The following is a 19,749-nucleotide window of genomic DNA, read 5'->3' as shown; positions in this document are numbered from 1 at the left end:
CCGGGCGGGCTCACGCCGAGAACATCGACTCGACGGCAGCCATGGCGTCGGGTACGGTGAAGATGATCAGGTGATCGTGCTCCTCGATGGTCGTGGCGCCCGAGGGGACGAAGGCGATGTCACCGCGCACCATTCCTCCCACCACCATGCCATAAGGCAGGGTTAGTTCCAGGAGCGAGTGCCCCACCGCCTCGGAGCCCGGAACAGCCTCCAACTCGATCACCTCGGCGTCGGTGTCGGAGAAGGTCACCACCGAATAGACGGTGCCTCGCCGCACGAACCGGAGGATCGACGCGGCGGCGGTCAGGCGGGTGGACACGGTGGTATCCACCCCGATGCCCGCCAGCAGATCCACGTAGCTCATGCGCGTCACCCGGCTGATGGTGGTGGCGGCACCCATCGCCTTGGCGACCAGGCAGGGGATCAGGTTCATGGAATCGACGCCGGTGAGGGCGACCACGGCGTCGTGAAGGTTGGTATCGAGCTCCCCGAACACCCTGGGATCGGTGGGATCGGCGGCGATTACGAGCGCGGACGGGACCTCCTCGGCCACGGCGCCGCACCGGGCCTCGTCGGGGTCGATCACCACGACCTCCATGCCCGCCTTGACCAGCAGCGCGGTGGTAAGCCGGGCCACGCGGGTCGTTCCGATGATCAACACCCGGCGGATGTCGCGGTCGTGGATGCCGATCAGCGACCTGGCTCGGTCGACGTTCCTGCTCTTGACCATCAGCAGCAGGTGGTCACCCTCGAGCACGGTCGTGTCTCCCCGCGCGACGATGGTGGCGCCGTTCCGGACCGCGGCGATGGCCAGCCAGCTGAAGCTCTCGTTGCGAGGGATATCCATCAGCGGTATTCCCACCAGCGGCGAGCCGGCAGTAACGGTGCCGCCGACCAGGGACAGTTGCCCTTCACCGAATTCGATGAGCTCGCTCAGCCCGGACTCCACCACCAGCGCAGCGATTTCCGCGGCTGCCGCCTCGACGGGATCGATGACCACATCTACGTCGATACCGTCGAGGCCGTCCCTGAGATCCGGGTCCTGCACCCGGGCGACGGTGCGTTCCACGCCCATCTTCCTGGCCGTGTGGCAGGCGAGGATGTTGGCGCCGTCGCTGGCGGTCACCGCGAGCAGTAGGCCGGCCTGACCGATTCCGGCTTGCTCGAGCGTGGCGGCGCTGGCGCCGTTACCCGTGATTACCAGAGCGTCGAGACGGTCCTTGAGCTCGGCGGCCCGGCGAGGATCGATGTCGATCACCACCACGTCCTGACCCTCTAGGGACAGGCGTTCGGCTATGTATCCCCCTACCGCTCCCGCACCCACCACCACGATGCGCATCTAGCCCTGATTCTTCCTGTTTCCGGTCACACCGACGTAGATTAGGCACCTCAGCTTCATGAGTTCACTCCTGCTACTCCAGTACCAGGCAGGTGAAGGTCACGCTAGGCCGAAAAGCAACTACCAGTAGCGATAACCCCAGGTCAGAAGCCCAAAACTCGCGCTCCTGTCACCGTACAGACCCCCGATCCATGAAGAATTGGGGCTACAGCCGTACTCTTCCCATCGGTCGGCGCCCCATTGTAGGGGGCTCTGCAGAGAACCCACGCGACAAGGCATTCCAGCAGTAGTCGCCGATTCTCATCCCGGTAGTTTGCCACGGGTGAAGCCCGGCGGATTCTTTGGCAGCGCCCTTCCCCGGAGTCAGCGGGGGCTGACACTCCGAACCGACCGTCAAGGGACTTGAAAGAGGTCCCGGATCGGCCTACGTTCCAACCTGGTGGAGCGCCCGACCATGCGCGCGGCTCGGGCCGCCCACCGGGCGCGCAGGCCGGAGCGCGACGGGAGGCAGGAAGTCCTGCTGTGAATGCTTTTCGCCTGTCCATCGTGTTGGTTGCTGCCGTGTCGCTCCTCGTCCCGGCCGCGTTGGCACGGAGCGCCTCTGCGGAGGGTCTGTCGTGCGTGGGCCTGAGCCCGCCCGTTGACGGGGTCATCACCGAGCCCTTCGATCCCGGGCCCGGCTACGAGGGCCACTGGGGAGTCGACTACCAGGGCGACCGCGACGGCCTAGTCCAAGCGGCCGCCGGAGGGACCGTCATCTTCTCCGGCCGCGTGGTCCAGAACCCGGTGGTCACCATCGACCACGGGGGTGGCCTGTGGACCAGCTACTCCTACCTGGGACATATCACGGTGCTGACCGGCGAGGATGTCGAACGCGGAACGGTGGTCGGCACCGTAGGAGGCGACACCGGCCACGGCGACGTCCATCTGTCGGTCCGGGTCGATGGCGAGTACATAGATCCGCTGCGGGTGATGGGCTGCCAGGCCAGGGCGCCGTCGGCCGGTCTCCGCCTGGTGGGACGGTTCTGAAGAATGCGGGAGGTAGCCTCACGGGATGCGCATCGGGCTCCTGGGCGGAACTTTCGATCCTCCGCACGTCGCTCACATGGCGGTGGCCGAGGCAGCCTTCCGGCAGTTGGGCCTGGATGCGGTCTGGCTGGTGCCGGCGGGGTCGCCCTGGCAGAAGGAGGGTACGGTGGTCACACCGGCCCAGGACCGGTGGGGCATGACCCTCGCGGCGGTGGAGGGGATACCGTACATGGAGGGCGACGACCGCGAGGTGGTCCGGCCCGGCCCGACCTATACCTTCGATACCGTGTCGGGCCTCCCCGATCACGAGGTGACTTTGATCCTGGGGGCCGACGCCGCCTCCCGGATCGCCTCGTGGCATCGGAGCGCCGAACTCCGGGAAATGGTGAGCATCGCCGTGGCGCCCCGGCCCGGTGTCGATCCGCACACGGTGGAGGAGGCCGTGATCACCCGTGTGAAGTGGCTCGATGTCCCGCAGCTCGACATCTCGGGCACGGACCTGCGCGAGCGCGCCATGGCCGGTCGGAGCCTGCGCTTCCTGGTGCCGGAGGGCGTATGGCGCTACATCGAGACGCGCGGCCTCTACCGCTGAGACACCGAGGCGCCTCCGGGCCGCGGAGGGTGCCGCACAATGCCCGTCCGGCACGACCGTCGACGAAAGAACCCCAGGTCAAGGCTTTGTGGTCCAACCTGTCCTCGTCGTTTTCGGCACCCTCCTATACTCCGGGTTGCCCCGAGGAGGTGTCACCAGTCCGGGATAGCCGGCCATAGAGAACCAGCAGGCAACAGCCATCGAGATCACGTCGGCAGAACTCGCCGCCTTCGCGGCTGATGCCATCGACGCCAAGCAGGGACGCGACATAGTGGTCCTCGACATGGGCGATCTGCTGGGCATCGTGGACATCTTCGTGATCGGCACCGGAACCTCCAAGCGTCAGGTCCGCACCATGCTCGAGGAGGTCGATCTGCGGCTCGGCCGGTGCGGTCGTAAACCACTGCGCACTGAAGGCCTCGACACCGGTGAGTGGGTGTTGGCGGACTACGGAGACGTAGTGGTCCACATCTTCCAGACCGAGGCAAGGGACTTCTACGCCCTGGACCGGCTGTGGGGTGATGCGCCGCGCCTCCTCTGGGAGCCGGACTCACCGGACTGATCCGGCCGCAGGGCCGGCGGTGGAGACTTGGTAAGCTGGTGGGGATCCCCATCCCGGTCGAGAGACCGACCACGGGGCTGTAGCTCAGCTGGCAGAGCGCTTGCATGGCATGCAAGAGGTCACGGGTTCAAATCCCGTCAGCTCCACTTGGTGGATGAGCGAGTAGGCAGCGCTTGAGACTCAACCTCAAGTTGTGCCGGAAGTCATAGGTTGGAAGCAGAGCAGGTTCGAGGCCAGGTGCTTGGCCGAAGGCACGATCGAAGCCCCGCGGAGGGAACAAAGGTACCTCGGTCCAATTGGCTGGCGGGTGCTGATCCTTGCTGCACATTAGATGGCAAGTCAATGGTCCGTGGGCCATGGCTGCCTGTCCCGCCGTACTAGTGCCGTGACGAGATTAATGGAGGCTCGATAGTGGGTGACATGTTCAAGCCCGTGCCTTGGTCTGTGCAGGACCTAGTTGGGGCCGTGCGATCTGGTGCATTGCGGCTTCCGGACATCCAGCGGCCGTTCGTATGGTCCAAAACAAAGGTACGTGACCTGGTCGACTCGATCTACCGTGGGTACCCCGTTGGCGAGTTGATGTTCTGGAACTCGGCAGGTGATGACGGTGGCCGATCGATCGGAGTGGAGGTGAAACCCAAGACGGCGGCGGCCAAGATTGTCGACGGACAGCAACGTCTGACCAGTCTGTACGCCGTGATGACTGGCGAGCCCGTTGTAGATCACGACTATCGACGGGACTCCATCAGAATCGCGTTCAACCCGTTTGCCGAGCGGTTCGAAGTGCAGAATGTGGCGCTGAGGAGGAGCAGAGAGTGGGTCCCGGACATTTGCGAAGTGTTCAAGAGTCCGTTCCGGGCGAGGAAGGAGTTCATCAGTCGTTACCGCGATGAACATGATCTGAGCGAGGCGATCGAGGAGGAGCTTGAAACGGTGTTCGCACGCCTCCACGGTATCCGGGACTACTCGTTCACCGTGGTCGAGCTTCATGCTGAGACCGATCGGGAGAAGGTTGCCGATGTGTTCGTGAGGATCAACTCCGAGGGAATAAAGCTGACACAGGCGGACTTCATCTTGACCTGGCTCAGTGTCTTTTGGGACGAGGGTCGCGACGAACTGGAGCGCTTCTCGCGTCACTCTCGGCTTACGCCCGATACAGCGGCGGTCCAAGATGGCGAACACGTTCAATGGACGCCGAAGAACCACTACATCGAGCCCGAGCCGGGAAGGATACTCCGAGCTGTGGTAGCGCTTGGCCAAGGCCGTGCGCGCCTGCGCAATGCCTACATAGCGCTGCGAGGGCGTGACCCGAAGACCAGGGAGATCAACGCGGGCCATCGCGACCGCGAGTTGGATCTCTTCAAGGCTGCCCAGCACGAGGTCTTGAAACCCACGAACTGGGATAGCTTTCTGCTAGTCCTGGCCAAGGCTGGCTTCCGGTCGAAGAAGATGATCACATCCGACAACACTGTGATCTACACATACGCCCTTTGGCTGATCGGTCTGACAAGGTTCAAGGTGGACAAGGTGGCATTGAGCAGCTTGATGGCGAGATGGTTCTTCATGGCCCAGACCACGGGCCGGTACACGAACTCACCAGAGAGCAGGATGGAAGCAGACCTCGCTCGCTTCAACGATCTCGAGTCACGCAACCCAGAGGAATTCATCGGAATGGTCGAAAGTGTCATTGCGACAGTCTTGACACGAGACTATTGGGAGATCCAGCTCCCCGACGAGTTCATAACCTCATCGAAGCTCTCACCGGCATACCAGGCGTACCTCGCCGCACTCAACATCCTCGACGCTGACCTGTTCGCTATTGACGAGAAGGCATGGGTGTGGATGGACCCGTCGGCAGGCCTGGCCATGGGCGTGGAGGCACACCACCTGTTCCCAAGGAGTTACCTCAAGCGCAAGGGCATCACCACACCAAGACGTGTCAACCAGGTGGCCAACTTTGCGCCGACGGACCGAGAGACCAACCAAATCATCACGGATCGACGCCCGAGCGAGTACTGGCCCAAGCTGGTAGCCGACCGCAAGATCACTGGTGAGGTCCTTAAACGCCAACAGTTCTGGCATGCGCTACCTGACGGCTGGGAATCAATGGACTACGAGGAGTTCCTCACAGAGCGTCGCAGCGCCATGGCGCGGGTCGCCGATGAGGCGTTCAAGCGTCTGTCCGACCCTCACTACAAGCCACTGTCCGGACCGAGCGCCTCAACTGCGCCAGAACAGGACACAGTCAGGACACTCTCCCTCAGCGAACTAGTGGCTGCGGGTCTACTCATGCCAGGCGACTTTCTTATACCTGCTGATCCCGAGCGGGACGACACCATCGCCGAAATCACAGATGATGCCCTGATCGCTCTAGATGAGCATGTCTACGACTCGCCGCGGCGGGCGGCTCGGGCGGACGGCGACGAGCGGTCAGACGGGTGGGACTACTGGGTTCTGCTTGACGACTCGGACCCGCTCCGCACACTCCGAGAACTCGCTACCAGCACGGCCTAAGACCACCAGCACCGAGACCGGCGGTTCAGTTGTGCTAAGGCCGCGTAGCTTCTAATGGTGGTCGCTGTGCCAGGAGGTTCATGAGTGGACTGGTCGACGTTCTTGGAGCCTTTTTCGCGCCTTTGGCCGGTCCTCGTGTCGGGAGTGATTTTCAGGTCAGTCCGATGGGGGTGGAGAAGGCTCCAGAAGCTGTGGCGGGGCAGGCGACCGATCCCGTCCTCGGAGCGAGATCAACCACGGCGCAGCCGGCAACAGAGACCAGGTGTCTACCGAATCTCGGAGTTGTCGCGCCTGGATCGGCCACAAGGGCTCGGGCAGTACATTGCTGCTCGGGGCCTGGTTCCCTTAGAGACGAGAAGCCCAGAGTCCAGGCTTCGTGCCGCCGGGAATGCGGTATCCGACTTCTTGTTCACGATACGCACGATCCCGAAGCCAGGATTCCGAATCTTGGGATGGCAGTGCCATCCGAACCCCAGCTCAGCAGAGATCACCGGCAGTTTCGTGCTGGTAATACGGCTCCACCCCAACGAGAACAGACGTCATCTGCAGGCCTCACTGCGCTCTCATTTCGTGTTGTCCGAGCGTCCCCGGCTCGTAGCCATTGCCTCGATCTCGGATCTCTTCGATGAGGCGCACGTTCGTTGCTACGCCGTCGACACTTTCACTACGAGTTTCAACCACGAGGATCATGAGATAATCGGCGTGCAATCATGTGACGGTGTCCGCCATGGGGTGCCGACTCACAGCACCATGCGAGTCGGCGAGGTCCCCGACGACGCTCTGTGGCTGATCACCGCTAATCCCGCCCATACTGCTCCGAGTGACAACTGGGGCAGCTCCCCGGGAGAGGTGTACGAGACCCAGGACGATCCCATCGTTCCGCAAGAGGATCCGGCAACCCGCCCGGAACTCGACGATGACTACCGCTACATCCGCAGAACCGTTCGTCGCTCGATCATCGCCAAAGGCATCATCTGGCTGACGAGTGGTCCAGGTGTGGTGCTCGGGAGCACTGCGATTCTTGCACTGTCGGGATCGCCGTATTCGGTAGCGTTACCGATTCTGACGTTCTGGTCAGTAATCTGGATCATCGTATTCTTCCCGTACGTGGGAGGTATCGCCGCGGGGTGGTTCGAGACATGGTGGTGGCGATGGCGAGACCACCAGGTCCGCAACAGCGACAGGGTATGGAGAGGCGGAACCTCCGACTGCCTCGTATTCGGCGCGATGGTCAGGAGAGGCCGGGTGCTGAACAAGAAGGACTGGAGGAGATTCTGGCGCCGGCCGCGGCCCGGGGGATGAAGCCGGACCGTCCTGCCTGCCTACGCTCCTCGCCGGAGTGAGCGCCCTCGACCTATTCATCGGGCGGGGCCGGGCCAAGAAGCTGATCCCGCTGGAGGACGATGAGATCCAGCGCCGGAGGCTGGGGGCCGCCCGCCGGAATGCATTGTCACTGTTCAGCAGCCTCCTAGAATCACCGGCGTGACCAAACGGATCGAGAGATACGACCACGGCCGGGTCGAGGCGCGCTGGCAGGAGGTCTGGGAGAGAGACGGCATCTACCGCACGGTGGTCGACTGGGAGCGTCCCAAGCACTACGCGCTGACCATGTTGCCCTACCCGAGCGGTGATCTCCACATCGGGCATTGGTACGCCATGACGCCCTCGGATGCCCGGGCCCGCTACATGCGGATGAAGGGCTACAACGTCCTCTTCCCGATGGGGTTCGACGCGTTCGGGCTTCCGGCGGAGAACGCCGCGGTGCAGGCCAACATCCACCCGTGGAGATGGACCTACGCCAACATCGAGCGCATGCGCCGCCAACTCCGGTCGATGGGAACCATGATCGACTGGGAGCGCGAGGCGGTGTCCTGCACGCCGGAGTACTACCGCTGGACGGAGTGGTTCTTCGCTCGGCTCTATGAGGCCGGCCTGGCGTACCGCGGCGAGGCCCTGGTCAACTGGTCCCCGACCCTCCAGACCGTGCTCGCCAACGAGCAGGTGATCGACGGGAGGGACGAACGGACCGGCCAGCCGGTCGTCCAGCGGATGATGGAGCAATGGTTCTTCCGCATCACCCGATATGCGGAGGAACTTCTGGACTTCGGTGGTCTCGACTGGCCCGAGCCCATCAAGGCGATGCAGACCAACTGGATCGGACGCTCCGTGGGGGCCCGGGTTCGATTCCCTGTGGAAGGCGCCGATCCGATCGAGGTGTTCACCACCCGCCCGGACACCCTCCACGGCGCCACGTTCATGGTGCTCGCTCCGGAGCATCCCCTGGTGGAGGTTCTGACCACCGCGGACCGGAAGGAAGAGGTGGAGGAGTACCGGGACGGCGCCGCTCGCCGTTCGGAGCTCCAGCGAACCGACCTGACTCGGGACAAGCACGGGGTGTTCACCGGTGGCTATGCGACCAATCCCGTTACCGGCGGCGACATCCCGGTATGGATAGCCGACTACGTGCTGATGAGCTACGGAACCGGAGCGATCATGGCTGTTCCGGGCGAGGACAGCCGGGACTGGGAGTTCGCCGTCAGGTACGGGCTGCCCGTGGTGCGCACCGTCCGGCCGCCCGACCACTTCGATGGGGACGCTTACGAGGGGGACGGCCCGTCCATCAACTCGGACTTTCTCAATGGCCTGTACATAGCCGAGGCCAAGGTGGCCATGATCGGTTGGCTCGAGGCGAGGGGACACGGCGAGGGGGCCGTCCAGTACCGGCTGCGGGACTGGCTGATAAGCCGCCAGCGCTACTGGGGCTCGCCGATTCCGGTGGTCTACCGCGAGGACGGGACCGTGGAACTGGTACCCGATAACGCCCTGCCGGTGGAGTTGCCCGAGGACGTGGAGTTCATGCCGACCGGACGGAGCCCGCTCGTCTCCCATGAGCCGTTCCTGAGGGCGGTCGACTCGGAGGGGGAGCCGGCGACCCGCGAGACCGACACGATGGACACCTTCATGTGCTCGTCCTGGTACCAGCTCCGCTACCTGAGCCCGGCGTACGACCTCGCTCCCTTCGATCCCGAAGAGGCGGCCTACTGGCTGCCTGTCGACACTTACACCGGTGGCTCGGAGCACGCCGTGATGCATCTCATGTACACCCGGTTCTTCACCAAGGCGCTTCGTGACATGGGGTGCTTCGCGGACACGGCCGCCGCGATGAGGGCGCACGGTCGTGATCCGGACGGCATGTTCGACGAGCCGATGGTCATGCTCCGCAACCAGGGTCAGGTGCTCGGAGAGGAGCGCCGGGGTGACCGGGTACTGGTGGTCGGCAGTCGGGAAGAGGACCGGCTGGTGGCCGACTCGGTGCTGGTGGTGACCGGTCCCGACGCATCGCCGGAGGAGGCGGACGGAGACCGTCTCGTGGGCGAGATCGTCAGCCGCACCGAGCGCATGCTGGTGGTCCAACCGCCGGATGGCGCCGAGCCCGTGACGGTCGAGATAGCCGAGAGCGCGACGATCGAGATCCCGGCCATCCCGGGAACCAACAGCGTCACCCAACTGCGCCATCGGCTGGACGTCCAGCGCATGTCGAAGTCCCGTGGCAACGTGGTCAATCCCGACGACCTGGTGGAGCGGTTCGGCGCCGACACCGTCCGGACCTACCTCATGTTCGCCTTCGAATGGGAGAAGGGCGGCCCCTGGGACAGCCGGGGGATGAAGGGTGCGCAGCGCTTCATCGTCGATGTCTGGCGCCTCGGCAAGGCGGTATACCAGGCCGGGCAGGTGGATGACTCCGCCACCGCCGCGCTCCGGCGTCGCGCCCACCAGGCGATCATCAAGGTGGGACAGGATCTCGAGTCGTTCTCATGGAACACAGCAGTGGCCGAACTGATGAAGCTGCGCAACTCGATGAACGACGCTCTGGCCGCCCGGAACGTGACCCCGGAGGTCTGGCGGGAGACGTTCTCCATCCTCGCCCTATTGCTGGCGCCGATCGCTCCCCATGTCACCGAGGAGGTCTGGAGCCGTCTAGGCAACGAGACCAGCATCCACCTCGAGCCCTGGCCGGAGGCAGACATGGGGGCCGCCGCCGATGAGTCGGTGACGATGGTGGTTCAGGTCAACGGCCGGGTCAGAGCCCGGATCGAGGTACCCGTTGGGATCTCGGAGAGGGCGGCGCTGGATCTGGCCCTCGGCCACCACAACGTGGCCCGCCATGTCGCCGGGAGCGAGGTGCGGAGGGTAATCGACCGGAGGCCGCGGCTCCTCAACATCGTGGTCTAGGCGGGGTGCCGGGCTGGTCGTGCGCCGGGCTCAGAACTCGGCGGAGCGGTAGGCCTGCCGGGCCTTGATCCGGGTCCGGTAGTTGAACACCCCGCCCGCGTAAACCCGCCCGGCCACCCTGATCAGCAGCACGATGAACCCGATCATCAGCACGAACGCGGCCAGTTGCTCCCAGAGGGCCACCGAGTCGGACACGGCTCGAACGGGGAGCACGAAGGGGGCGGTCACCGGAACCAGCGTGAGGACGGTCGACCACACCGTGTCCGGATTCCCCGAGACGTAGAGGATTCCGATCATGTAGCCGGCCACGGTGACGATCATTAAGGGGAAAGCGGCGTTCTGGGCATCCTCCGGACGATGGGCTATGGCCCCCACCGCCGCATAACCGGTGGCGTAGACGAGGTAGCCGAGCACGAACCAGATCAGCGTTACGGCCAGGAACCCGGCATCGACCTCGGGCAGGGTGATATCGAGGACCAGGCGGACGGCGACTACCAGGCTGGCTGCGATCGATCCGAACTGCAGGAGGCCGAGCAATCCCACGCCGATGATCTTGCCCGCCAGGAGCTGCCAGGGACGTAACGAGGAGAGCAACACCTCTGACACCCGGTTGGTCTTCTCCTCGGTGACGCCCAGCAGCACCCATGATCCGGTCGTCATGACGGCCATGAACAGGAGCACCAGCGCCACCTGGGAGATGACGAACTGTCGATCCTCCGCTGCGGCATCGGCGTCGTACTCGGGTTCGACGTTCACGGTCCTCACCGCCTCGCCGCTGATGATCGGCACCGCCCGCTCGGACACGTCACCGGTAGCCACCATGTGCTGCACCTGGTACGAGAGAACGGCTTGTCGCAGCGCGGACTCGAGCTCGGAGGGCGTGTCCCTGCTGACCAGTACCTCTACATTGCCGCCCCCGACCAGGGCCGCATCCACCGATCCGGCCGCCACGGCCGCGGCCGCCGCGTCGCTGTCCGTGGACTTGGTGAGATCGATCCGGTAGGAGCCCGGCTCTCCCGGCGCCCTCAACCTCGCGAGCTTTCCCTGGCCCGCGTTCTCGGCGCCGACGGTGGCGACCCGGTAGGTGCGGACCGATCCGTCATCTCCGAAGAACCCCGGGATGGCTATACCCGCCCCGACAAGTATGGCCAGAAAGAGCCAGCTCAGCGCGTAGGACTTGCTCAGGCCGCGCTCCAGGAGTTCGCGCCACATCACGAGGCCGATCGCCCGGTAGGTGGTCACGATGCGACCGCTTCCCTGAAGAGGTCCGACAGGGTGGGCGGACCGTAGGAGAACTCCCTGATCGTCCGGCCGTCCGAAAGCGCAGTCATTATCTCGTCCATGCCGATCTTCGCAGGCACCCTGAGGACGTGACGATTGCCTCTCGATTCCATCAGCCGGACACCGGGAATGGCGGGGGTGAGGGCCGTCCACGAGTCCAGATCCACCTCGACTCGCCGGTGAGTCGCTCGGTCCTTCAGCGTCCTGACCGGGCCGGACAGGGCCACGCGGCCCTGGTTGATGATGGCGACGTCATCGCACAGGTGCTCCACAAGATCAAGCTGATGGCTCGAGAAGAGCACCGCCGATCCTTGTTCCGCCCTCTCCTGCAGTATCCGGGACATCTCCTCCACGCCCAGCGGATCGAGACCGCTGAAGGGTTCATCCAGGACCAGGAGTTCGGGACCGTGTACCAGCGCGGTCACGAGCTGCACCCGTTGCTGGTTTCCGTGCGAGAGGTCGTCTACCCGGGAGTCTGCGCGTTCTTCTAGCCCGATCCGGGCGATCCACCGGTCGGCGGCGCGCGCGGCGGTTGTCTTGTCGAGCCCGTGGAGCCGGGCGAAGTAGATCACTTGGCGGCGCACCGGCATGCGGGGGTAGAGGCCGCGCATCTCCGGCATGTATCCGAACTGCCGGCGGGCGTCATGGGTGACGGGTCGACCCATCCAGGTCACGGTGCCCCCATCGAGGCGCAGCAGGCCGAACACGGCGCGCATGGCACTGGTCTTGCCGGCGCCGTTGGGTCCCAGGAAGCCGACGATCCGCCCGGGCCTGACCGAGAAACCGCAGTCGTCCAGGGCGACCACGTCGCCATAGCGCTTGGTCAAGCCGTCAAGTTCGAGCACGGGACACCTGCCATGTGGCTGTTCGGAGGGTAATCGCCACCGGCTCGTACTCTCCCCGATCCCCACCGCCCCCGAGACCACAGGGGGCTTCTCAATCACATTCTTTGCCGGTACAAGTACAGCGGCGTCGTGGATGAAGGAGGCTGCCATGTCGGAGACGCCGTCCGGTAGCGGCGTACCGGCTGCGGCACCGGGCGTGCCGGTATCGCGCCGGGGCGCCTACCTGGCCCTCGGCGGCGCGCTGGTGGTCGTGATCGGTTTCGCCCTCTGGAACCGGCCCACGGCCCCTCCGCCGGAGTCCCCACCCTCCCCGGAGGTAGCCGCAGTACCCGTGTCGGAGGTCGGCGCCGCTCCGCCTGTGGCAACCGTTCATGTCTCGGGTGCGGTTGCGGCGCCCGGCTTGGTGGTGTTACCGGAAGGAAGCCGGGTCGCCGATGCGATCGCGGGGGTGGGTGGCGCGCTGCCGGGCTCTGAGCTTCGCGTGGTGAACCTGGCTGCGCCGGTAACGGACGGTATGCACCTCGATATCCCCTGGGCCCGCGATGATCGGGGCGCGGGGCTCTCGCTCGGGTCCGGCGCGGGATCGGGCTATCCGGTCGATCTGAACCGGGCGGATCATGAGGCCCTCACGGGCATCCCCGGGGTGGGGGAGGTTCTGGCGTTGCGCATCGTCGCTTACCGGGAATCCCACGGCCGTTTCATGACGATGGAGGATCTGCTCGACGTTCCGGGCATCGGCGAAGGCAGGTTGGCCGGAATGCGTGACTACGTCGAGGTGCGTAGATAGGCCGCCTGCCCGACCCGCAGGCCAGATGGTTCCTGGCCGGCGCCGGCGCCATCTGGATCGGAGTGGTCGCCGGGACACGGGTGCCGTGGCTGGCGGTCGTGGCATTGGGCGCCGCAGCCGTGGCCGGCGTCCGGCAGAGATGGGGCGCCGCCGTGGTGGCGGGCCTGATGGCCTTGGGGGTCGTCGGTGCCTTGTTCCTGGGCGTTCGCCAGCAGGCGATGGCGAACACCCCCCTTCCACCGGGCGAGGTGACCGTCCTCGTAGAGGCTCTGACCGACGCTTCGGGTCGTCCGGGCCGGGACCGGGTTCTCGTCCGGGTGCTGGGTATCGAGGGAGCAGCGGGGCCGGTCTCCTGGGACGGTCCCGCCGGCCGGCTCCGGGGTGGCGTGGCAGGCTGGACCCGGGCCAGCCGGTGGTGGGTCGAGACGACCATGCATCGCGCGGCGGATCCGGTCATCGGGAGCCCTGCGAGGGACCCGGTGGTCTGGCACGGCAGGCTGGCCGGCGCCCGTTCCGCTCCTGGACAGGTCGGGTGGGTGGCCGGACAGGCCGCTCGGGTTCGCTCCCTCATCATCGATCGTCTCCGACCGGAGACCGACCGGGGGAGGGCGCTCCTGGCCGGATTCCTGCTGGGGGATGTCTCGCACCTGCGTCCGTGGGAGGAGGAGGCGATGCGCCGTGCCGGGCTGTCGCACTTCGTCGCCGTTTCCGGGAGCAACGTGGCGCTCTTCCTGGGCGCGCTGTTCCTGGTGGCGGGCCCGCTGGGCTGGAGTTCCGTCCGCAGAGCAATCCTGGGTCTGGCCGGCCTGGCCTTCTTCGTCCTCCTGATCGGGCCGGACCCGTCGGTGGTGCGGGCCGCGACCATGGCGGGGCTGGTCCTCATTGCGCGCCCCTTCGGCTTGCGCCCGGACATCTGGAGGGTGATAGGGGTGGGGGTGGGGTTGCTCCTCCTGGTCTCCCCGGAGCTGGCCTACAGCCTCGGATTCCAGCTCTCGGTCGCCGCCACGGCCGGGGTGGTGGTCGGAGCCGGATGGTTTCGCAGCCTTCGCCCCCGGTGGCTCGCAACGTCGCTCGGAGCGGCCTGCGGCGCTCAGCTGGCAGTGGCCCCGATCCTCCTGCTCGCGATCGGGCGGCTGCCCCTGTGGTCGCCGGCGGCCAACGTGGCTGCCGCTCCGCTCGTGGTGGCGGCGACCGGGTTGGGAGGGGCCGGGGTCGTCGTGGGTCTGGACGGGTTGGTAGAGGCAGGCGCGCTACTGGCTCGGTCGGTCCTGGGAATCGCCGATCTGTCGTCAGCCCTTCCGCAGATCGGGTGGATGGCGGCACTGCTGTTCGCCGTGTGTGGGTTGGTGGCGGTGTCCCGCCGCTTCCGTCCGGCGGCGGTACTGGCCGCCAGCCTGCTCGCTTGCTCGTTGACGGCCTTCGCCGGTCCGCTCTCGTTGGCGGGTTCTCCGGCCGGGCCGGCCTTCGTGGCTCTCGACGTGGGCCAGGGCGATGCGCTGTTGCTGCTGGGCCGCCAGGGTGAGACGGTGCTGGTCGACGGGGGAAGCGACGGCGCCAGGATCCGGGCCGGGCTGGCCCGGGTCGGTGTCGGAGCCGTGGACCTGCTGGTCCTGTCGCACGCCCATGATGACCACTACGGCGGCCTGGCGGACGTCATCGGATCTCTTCCGGTCGGGCAGATGTGGTACGCGCCCTTCCCCGGCCAGCCGGACGGGTACACGAGCCTGGTGGAGGCGGCCAGGCAGGTGACCCGAGTCATAATCCCGAGCCTGGGCCTTCACAGGATCGGCTCCATCCGGCTTGAAGTGCTGGGTCCGGTCCGCCGGTATAAGTCTCTCAACGACCAGTCGATCGTGATCCGGGCCGCGCTCGGTGACAGTACGGTTCTGCTGACCGGGGACATGGAGACCGTATCCCAGGCCGATCTGGACCCTCCCCGGGTGGATGTGCTGAAGGTTCCGCACCAGGGCGCCGCAACCTCCGATGCGGAGTGGCTGGTACGAACAGGCGCCTCCGTGGCCGTGGTCAGCGTCGGACCCAACCGGTTCGGGCATCCCTCCGAGGAGTTACTGGCCGCGCTCGAGCGCGCCGGCATGGAGGTGCGTCGCACCGACCAGGAGGGTGACGTGGTCGTCGGCCTCCGGCCCTGACGATCCGGCTCGGCTCGAGCAGACCCCATCGCTACGATCCGGATCGATGGCCACGACGAAGCACCGCAAGCGGATCCTGATCACCGGCGCCGGCCGGTGGTCCGGAGGGGACGAGGGGGGTCTGGGGGCGGCGCTGGCGATGCGGCTCGCCTGCCGGGGACACACCGTCGTCATCAACCACCGCTCCAGCGATGATGCGGCCGAGCGGCTGGTCAAGGCGATCCGGAGCGGGCCGGGACGGGCCCTCGCCCTCCGGGCGGACGTCACCGACCCGGAGCACGTCGAGAGGATGGCCGGCTCCGTCTCCCGGGAGTTGGGAGGACTCGACGTGCTGATCAACAATGCCGGCCTCTTCCTGCTCAAGGACTACGAAGACCTGAGCGCCGAAGAGTGGGAGTCCCAGATCGCGTCGACGGCTACGGCCACCTATTACGTGTCCAGGGCCGTACTGCCCCTCCTGCGAGAGCAGGGGGGCCGGATCATCAACATCTCCGACGCGGGCGCCGATCGGATCACCGCCCGGCCCCGTACCCTTCCGTACCACATCGGCAAGATGGGAGTGCTGATGATCACCCGGACCATGGCCAGGGCGGAAGCCGGCCGCGGCGTCACGGTCAACGCCATCCTCCCGGGCGTCCTGGAGAACTCCGATCCGCTGCCGGATCGGGACCGCATACCCGCAGGGCGCCACGGCACCGCGGACGACGTCCTGGAAGCGGTCACCTTCCTCATGAGCGACGAGGCCGGCTACGTAACCGGGGCCTTCATCCAGGTCGGCGGGGGTTGGAACCTCTAGTGGTCCCCTCGCAGACGGACCACTAGTGAAGACGCTCACCCACCTGAGGGGTCCGACGAATCCCGGTCCGGGCGACCGGCGGGGTCTGCTCGACCGCGCCGGCGAACTGTTCGCCGGCGCCGGATTCGAACCATCCGAAGTCATCCGGATCTACGTGCCGGGCCGGGGCCAGTCGGTAGGGGGAGAGGGAATGCTGCGTCCCGAGGTCGAGCCGATCGTGCCCGCCCTGCAGTCCGGATCGCTGTTCGGCGGGCGCACGGGCGTCATGCTGATGGATGCCCATCGACTCCAGGCCGATGAGGCGGCCGTGGTGGCCGAGTTGCTTGCTAACCATGCTGATGGGAGCCGGCCGGTGGTGCTGGTCACGACCGGGAAGCTCCCGACCCCGCTCGCCGCCCACGTGAAGAGGAGTGCCGAGGTGGTAGCCGTCCGCAAGCTGGCCGACAGGGATGTTGCGGGATGGGTGCGCAACGCCGCTCGCGGGCGCGGGCTCTGCCTCGGTTCGGATGCTGCTCAAGCCCTCATCCAACGCTTCGGGTCCGACGTGGGCGCCATCGACCAGGCTCTCGACCAGTTGAGCACCGTCGACGGCCCGGTAACGGATCAGATCGTCCTGGAGCGGTTCCGTAACCGGCCGGATCAGCCCCTCTGGAAGCTGACCGACGCCCTGGCCAAGGGAGTGGTGGACGACGCCATCAGACGGCTGCATGATCTTCTCACCCACGGGCACCCTCTCGTCATCGTGGCGGCAATCGAGAACGACCTCCGGAAGAGGGCGCTGGCGGCGGCAGCTCCCGACATGGCCACCTTCGCCGAGTGGATACGCGCCAAGCCCGCCGCCTACCCGACCCGGAAGGCGTGGCAGGCGGGACGGGCCATGTCGAGGGAGGATCTGAACAGAGCCGTGGACGCGGTTCGCAGGACCGATGCCACGCTCAAGAGCATGCCGGAGGAGACCCACCTGCCGACCCTGGAGCGTTTGGTGGCTGCCCTCTGCTACTGGTATCGCGGCTAGTTGCTAGTTGCTAACTCACCTAATAACTAGAAACTAAAGACTAGAGACTAAGCGCTCCAGCTTGGCCTTGCGGCGGTTGGCGGTGTTCTTCTTGAGTACACCCTTGGCCACCGCCTGATCGGTGCGCTTCTGTGCGATTCGCAGAGCCTGCTCGGCTGCCTCACGGTCGCCGCTCGCGGCGGCTTCCTCCACGTGACGTGTCCGGGTCTTCAACTCGGAACGGATGGCCCGGTTGCGGCCCCGGTTGGCGATGGCCTGCCGGTCGCGCTTTTCCTGTGACTTGGTGTGTGGCATCTCTTCGAAGGGTGGGGTATGCGAGAGCCGTGAGGCTAGCAGGCCCGACCGGCCATTCCAACGGCGCCGTCTCCCGGCAGCGCCGGTGGGCGCGGGTATCATATCCGGCCATGTTGGACGGTCGGCGGGCCCGGATCCTGCGCACCATGGTCGAGGAGCACATCCGCACGGGTGGGCCGGTAAGTTCCCGCGCCATTCTCGAGGCCGGCAACCTGGCGGTTTCCAGCGCCACGATCCGGACAGAACTGGTGGCCCTGCAGGCCGCCGGCTACGCCTTCCAACCTCACACATCCGCCGGGCGGGTCCCGACGCCGCTGGCCTATCGCTACTACGTGGACAGCCTGATGCGTCCACGGGAGGCGCCGGTTGCCTCCGCCCGAGTGGCGGAGTTCTTCGCATCCGTCCAGACGGAGCTGGGCCGCCTGCTCAAGGCCACGTCGGCCCTGCTCAGCGAGATCACGCACTTCCCGTCAGTCGTGACCGGCCCCAGCATGGCCAATGAGGTCATCCGCGGGGTGCACCTGGTCCGTACCACGGCCGACACGGTCCTCATGGTGTTGGTGACGCTGGCCGGACGGGTATCCCAGACACTCATGCAGCTGCCTGAACCCGTGGGCGGATCCGAGGTGCGGGAAGCCGAGACGCTGGTCCGTCGCTTCCAGGTCGGCACCCCACTGTCCGAGAGCTTCGACCTGGAGTCGATGTCCCTCGCAAACCCCACCGAGGGGGCCGCATCGATCCTGCGGCAGGCGGCCGCGGCCTTCGAGAACACCGCCGCACCGAACCACGAGCTGTACATGGGTTCGGCGCCCCACTTGACGGCTGCCTGGGGAGAGCTCTCCAAGGTCCAAGGCGTCCTCGACGTCCTGGAGCGGGAGGCGTCCCTGCTCGAGGTACTGGGGCACCTCCCTGCCGGCACCGAGGTGCGGATCGGATCCGAGCTGGGCATCGACTCCGCCACGGACATTTCTCTCGTGACCACCACCTACGGCGAGGAGTCTTCCGGTCCCGGCGGCCGGCTCGGGGTGCTGGGACCGATGAGAATGGACTACGGCCGGACCATCCGGGTCCTGGAGGACATCGGGGTCGGTCTCGACGAGAGCGTCGGCGAGAACTGATACACCGACGGCAGAGAGACCAAGATGGCCGACTATTACCGCATCCTGGATGTTGAGCGCGACGCGTCCCGAGACGAGATCAAGCGCGCCTTCCGGCGGCTGGCCAGGGAGTCCCACCCGGATGCCAATCCCGATGATCCTACGGCCGAGGCCCGTTTCCGCCAGGTTGCGGAGGCATACGAGGTCCTGTCCGATCCCGAGCGGCGCGCGCGGTACGACCGTGGGGAGACGCTGGATCCGGGCGCGTTCTTCCAAGGCCCGGGCTCTCTTGACGACCTGCTGCGCTCCGTCTTCGGTGACGGCAGCATCTTCGGAGCGGCTTCCCGGGAGCCACGGGTCAATCGAGGTCGGGACGTACGGGTCAATCTGGTGCTGACTCTGGAGGAGGCGGCCTTCGGGGTCGAGAAGTCGGTCGTGTTCCGTACCGCCCTGGCCTGCGAACCGTGTGAAGGCTCGGGTTCCGGAGACGGCGCCGGCCTCCAGGCCTGCCGGATCTGCGGAGGGAGCGGCCAGGTGAGGATGGCCCGGCGGAGCGTGTTCGGCTCGTTGATGACCCTGACCACCTGCCGGTCCTGCCGGGGCGACGGGTCGGTGCTGGCCAATCCGTGCCGGTCCTGCCGCGGAGAGGGAATCCGGGAGGGTGAGAAGACCGTGCAGGTCGACATTCCTGCCGGCGTGGAGGCGGGTAACCGCCTCCGCCTCCCGACCCGGGGGGAAGCCGGCCGCCGCGGGGCCGTCGCGGGCGACCTCTACGTCGATCTGGTCATCGAGCCCCATCCCGTCTTCGAGCGCGATGGGGACGACCTGATCAGCGAGGTCTCGGTGGGCGTCGCCGCCGCGGCGCTGGGAACCCATGTGGACGTGCCTCTCCTCGATGGAGGGTCCCATCGGATCAGGATTCCGGCCGGATCCCAGCACGGGGAAGTCATCCGGGTGGCCGGAAAGGGGATCACCCGCCTGCGCACATCTCGTCGAGGTGATCTCTACCTGCGCGTCAAGGTGGTGGTGCCCACCAGGCTCAGCCGGACCCAGCGCAAGCTAATGCGCCAGTTCGCCGATGCCGGTGGTGAAGAGCTCCTCTGAGGCGCCGATGCGCGGGCCCGGCCTGCCATCCGCGGCAAGAAACACAGACAGACCACTAGTGGTGGTCATCGATAGTCCAGGCTCTCGTGGTATCCTGAACGGGCCTTTGGA

Annotated in this window: 17 protein-coding genes and 1 tRNA gene; 14 read left to right on the top strand and 4 right to left on the bottom strand. The window is 66.2% G+C overall.

Annotated features, from left to right (window positions below):
• Positions 1-10: 10 nt before the first annotated feature.
• Positions 11-1,339, bottom strand: coding sequence for a Trk system potassium transporter TrkA (gene trkA, locus OXK16_01230; GenBank protein MDE0374574.1), 1,329 nt, complete (start codon positions 1,337-1,339; stop codon positions 11-13).
• A gap of 522 nt (positions 1,340-1,861) precedes the next feature.
• On the opposite strand from trkA, the gene OXK16_01225 reads away from it, so the two are divergent.
• From OXK16_01225 to leuS, 8 genes are all read left to right on the top strand, one after another.
• Complete coding sequence (locus tag OXK16_01225; protein MDE0374573.1) at positions 1,862-2,368, top strand: M23 family metallopeptidase; 507 nt, start codon at positions 1,862-1,864, stop codon at positions 2,366-2,368.
• A gap of 25 nt (positions 2,369-2,393) precedes the next feature.
• Positions 2,394-2,960, top strand: coding sequence for a nicotinate-nucleotide adenylyltransferase (gene nadD, locus OXK16_01220; protein ID MDE0374572.1), 567 nt, complete (start codon positions 2,394-2,396; stop codon positions 2,958-2,960).
• A 205-nt stretch (positions 2,961-3,165) separates the two neighbouring features.
• Positions 3,166-3,522 (top strand): ribosome silencing factor, encoded by a 357-nt coding sequence (gene rsfS / locus OXK16_01215; protein ID MDE0374571.1) that lies wholly within the window; start codon positions 3,166-3,168, stop codon positions 3,520-3,522.
• A gap of 73 nt (positions 3,523-3,595) precedes the next feature.
• Positions 3,596-3,668, top strand: a tRNA-Ala gene (locus OXK16_01210).
• A 274-nt stretch (positions 3,669-3,942) separates the two neighbouring features.
• A complete protein-coding gene (locus OXK16_01205) occupies positions 3,943-6,036 on the top strand; it encodes a DUF262 domain-containing protein (GenBank protein ID MDE0374570.1) in 2,094 nt (697 codons plus the stop codon).
• Between the two features lie 447 nt (positions 6,037-6,483).
• Positions 6,484-7,338: a hypothetical protein gene (locus OXK16_01200; GenBank protein ID MDE0374569.1), complete on the top strand. Its 855-nt coding sequence runs from the start codon at positions 6,484-6,486 to the stop codon at positions 7,336-7,338.
• A 37-nt stretch (positions 7,339-7,375) separates the two neighbouring features.
• The gene (locus OXK16_01195) at positions 7,376-7,522 is read left to right on the top strand and encodes a hypothetical protein (GenBank protein ID MDE0374568.1); all 147 of its coding nucleotides are present in this window, start codon (positions 7,376-7,378) and stop codon (positions 7,520-7,522) included.
• On the top strand, positions 7,519-10,269 hold the full coding sequence (gene leuS, locus OXK16_01190) for a leucine--tRNA ligase (protein MDE0374567.1): 2,751 nt from the start codon (positions 7,519-7,521) through the stop codon (positions 10,267-10,269). Before OXK16_01195 ends, leuS begins: the two co-directional genes overlap by 4 nt.
• 30 nt (positions 10,270-10,299) lie before the next feature.
• Here leuS and OXK16_01185 read toward each other — a convergent pair whose 3' ends face one another.
• Complete coding sequence (locus OXK16_01185; protein MDE0374566.1) at positions 10,300-11,511, bottom strand: ABC transporter permease; 1,212 nt, start codon at positions 11,509-11,511, stop codon at positions 10,300-10,302.
• Positions 11,508-12,395 (bottom strand): ATP-binding cassette domain-containing protein, encoded by an 888-nt coding sequence (locus OXK16_01180; GenBank protein ID MDE0374565.1) that lies wholly within the window; start codon positions 12,393-12,395, stop codon positions 11,508-11,510. The genes OXK16_01185 and OXK16_01180 overlap by 4 nt, the downstream gene beginning before the upstream one ends.
• Before the next feature lie 148 nt (positions 12,396-12,543).
• On the opposite strand from OXK16_01180, the gene OXK16_01175 reads away from it, so the two are divergent.
• The 4 genes from OXK16_01175 (at position 12,544) to OXK16_01160 (ending at position 17,143) form a co-directional block, all read left to right on the top strand.
• Positions 12,544-13,182 carry a helix-hairpin-helix domain-containing protein gene (locus OXK16_01175; GenBank protein ID MDE0374564.1) on the top strand — a complete coding sequence of 213 codons (639 nt, stop codon included), beginning with the start codon at positions 12,544-12,546 and terminating at the stop codon, positions 13,180-13,182.
• Positions 13,183-13,244: 62 nt separating this feature from the next.
• Positions 13,245-15,332, top strand: a complete 2,088-nt coding sequence (locus tag OXK16_01170; GenBank protein MDE0374563.1) for a ComEC/Rec2 family competence protein — start codon at positions 13,245-13,247, stop codon at positions 15,330-15,332.
• A 46-nt stretch (positions 15,333-15,378) separates the two neighbouring features.
• A complete protein-coding gene (locus OXK16_01165) occupies positions 15,379-16,128 on the top strand; it encodes an SDR family oxidoreductase (protein MDE0374562.1) in 750 nt (249 codons plus the stop codon).
• A 25-nt stretch (positions 16,129-16,153) separates the two neighbouring features.
• A complete protein-coding gene (locus OXK16_01160; protein ID MDE0374561.1) occupies positions 16,154-17,143 on the top strand; it encodes a hypothetical protein in 990 nt (329 codons plus the stop codon).
• A 33-nt stretch (positions 17,144-17,176) separates the two neighbouring features.
• On the opposite strand, the gene rpsT is transcribed toward OXK16_01160, so the two are convergent.
• Positions 17,177-17,437, bottom strand: a complete 261-nt coding sequence (gene rpsT / locus OXK16_01155) for a 30S ribosomal protein S20 (GenBank protein ID MDE0374560.1) — start codon at positions 17,435-17,437, stop codon at positions 17,177-17,179.
• A gap of 110 nt (positions 17,438-17,547) precedes the next feature.
• On the opposite strand from rpsT, the gene hrcA reads away from it, so the two are divergent.
• Both hrcA and OXK16_01145 read left to right on the top strand, forming a co-directional pair.
• Complete coding sequence (hrcA, locus tag OXK16_01150) at positions 17,548-18,555, top strand: heat-inducible transcriptional repressor HrcA (protein ID MDE0374559.1); 1,008 nt, start codon at positions 17,548-17,550, stop codon at positions 18,553-18,555.
• A gap of 24 nt (positions 18,556-18,579) precedes the next feature.
• Positions 18,580-19,638, top strand: coding sequence for a J domain-containing protein (locus OXK16_01145; GenBank protein ID MDE0374558.1), 1,059 nt, complete (start codon positions 18,580-18,582; stop codon positions 19,636-19,638).
• Positions 19,639-19,749 lie beyond the last annotated feature (111 nt).

The sequence above is a fragment of the bacterium genome, from assembly GCA_028821235.1.
Taxonomy (GTDB): Bacteria; Actinomycetota; Acidimicrobiia; order Spongiisociales; family Spongiisociaceae; genus Spongiisocius.
The sequence above is the reverse complement of the archived record's forward strand: the minus strand, read 5'-3'. Positions and strand labels throughout refer to the sequence as shown.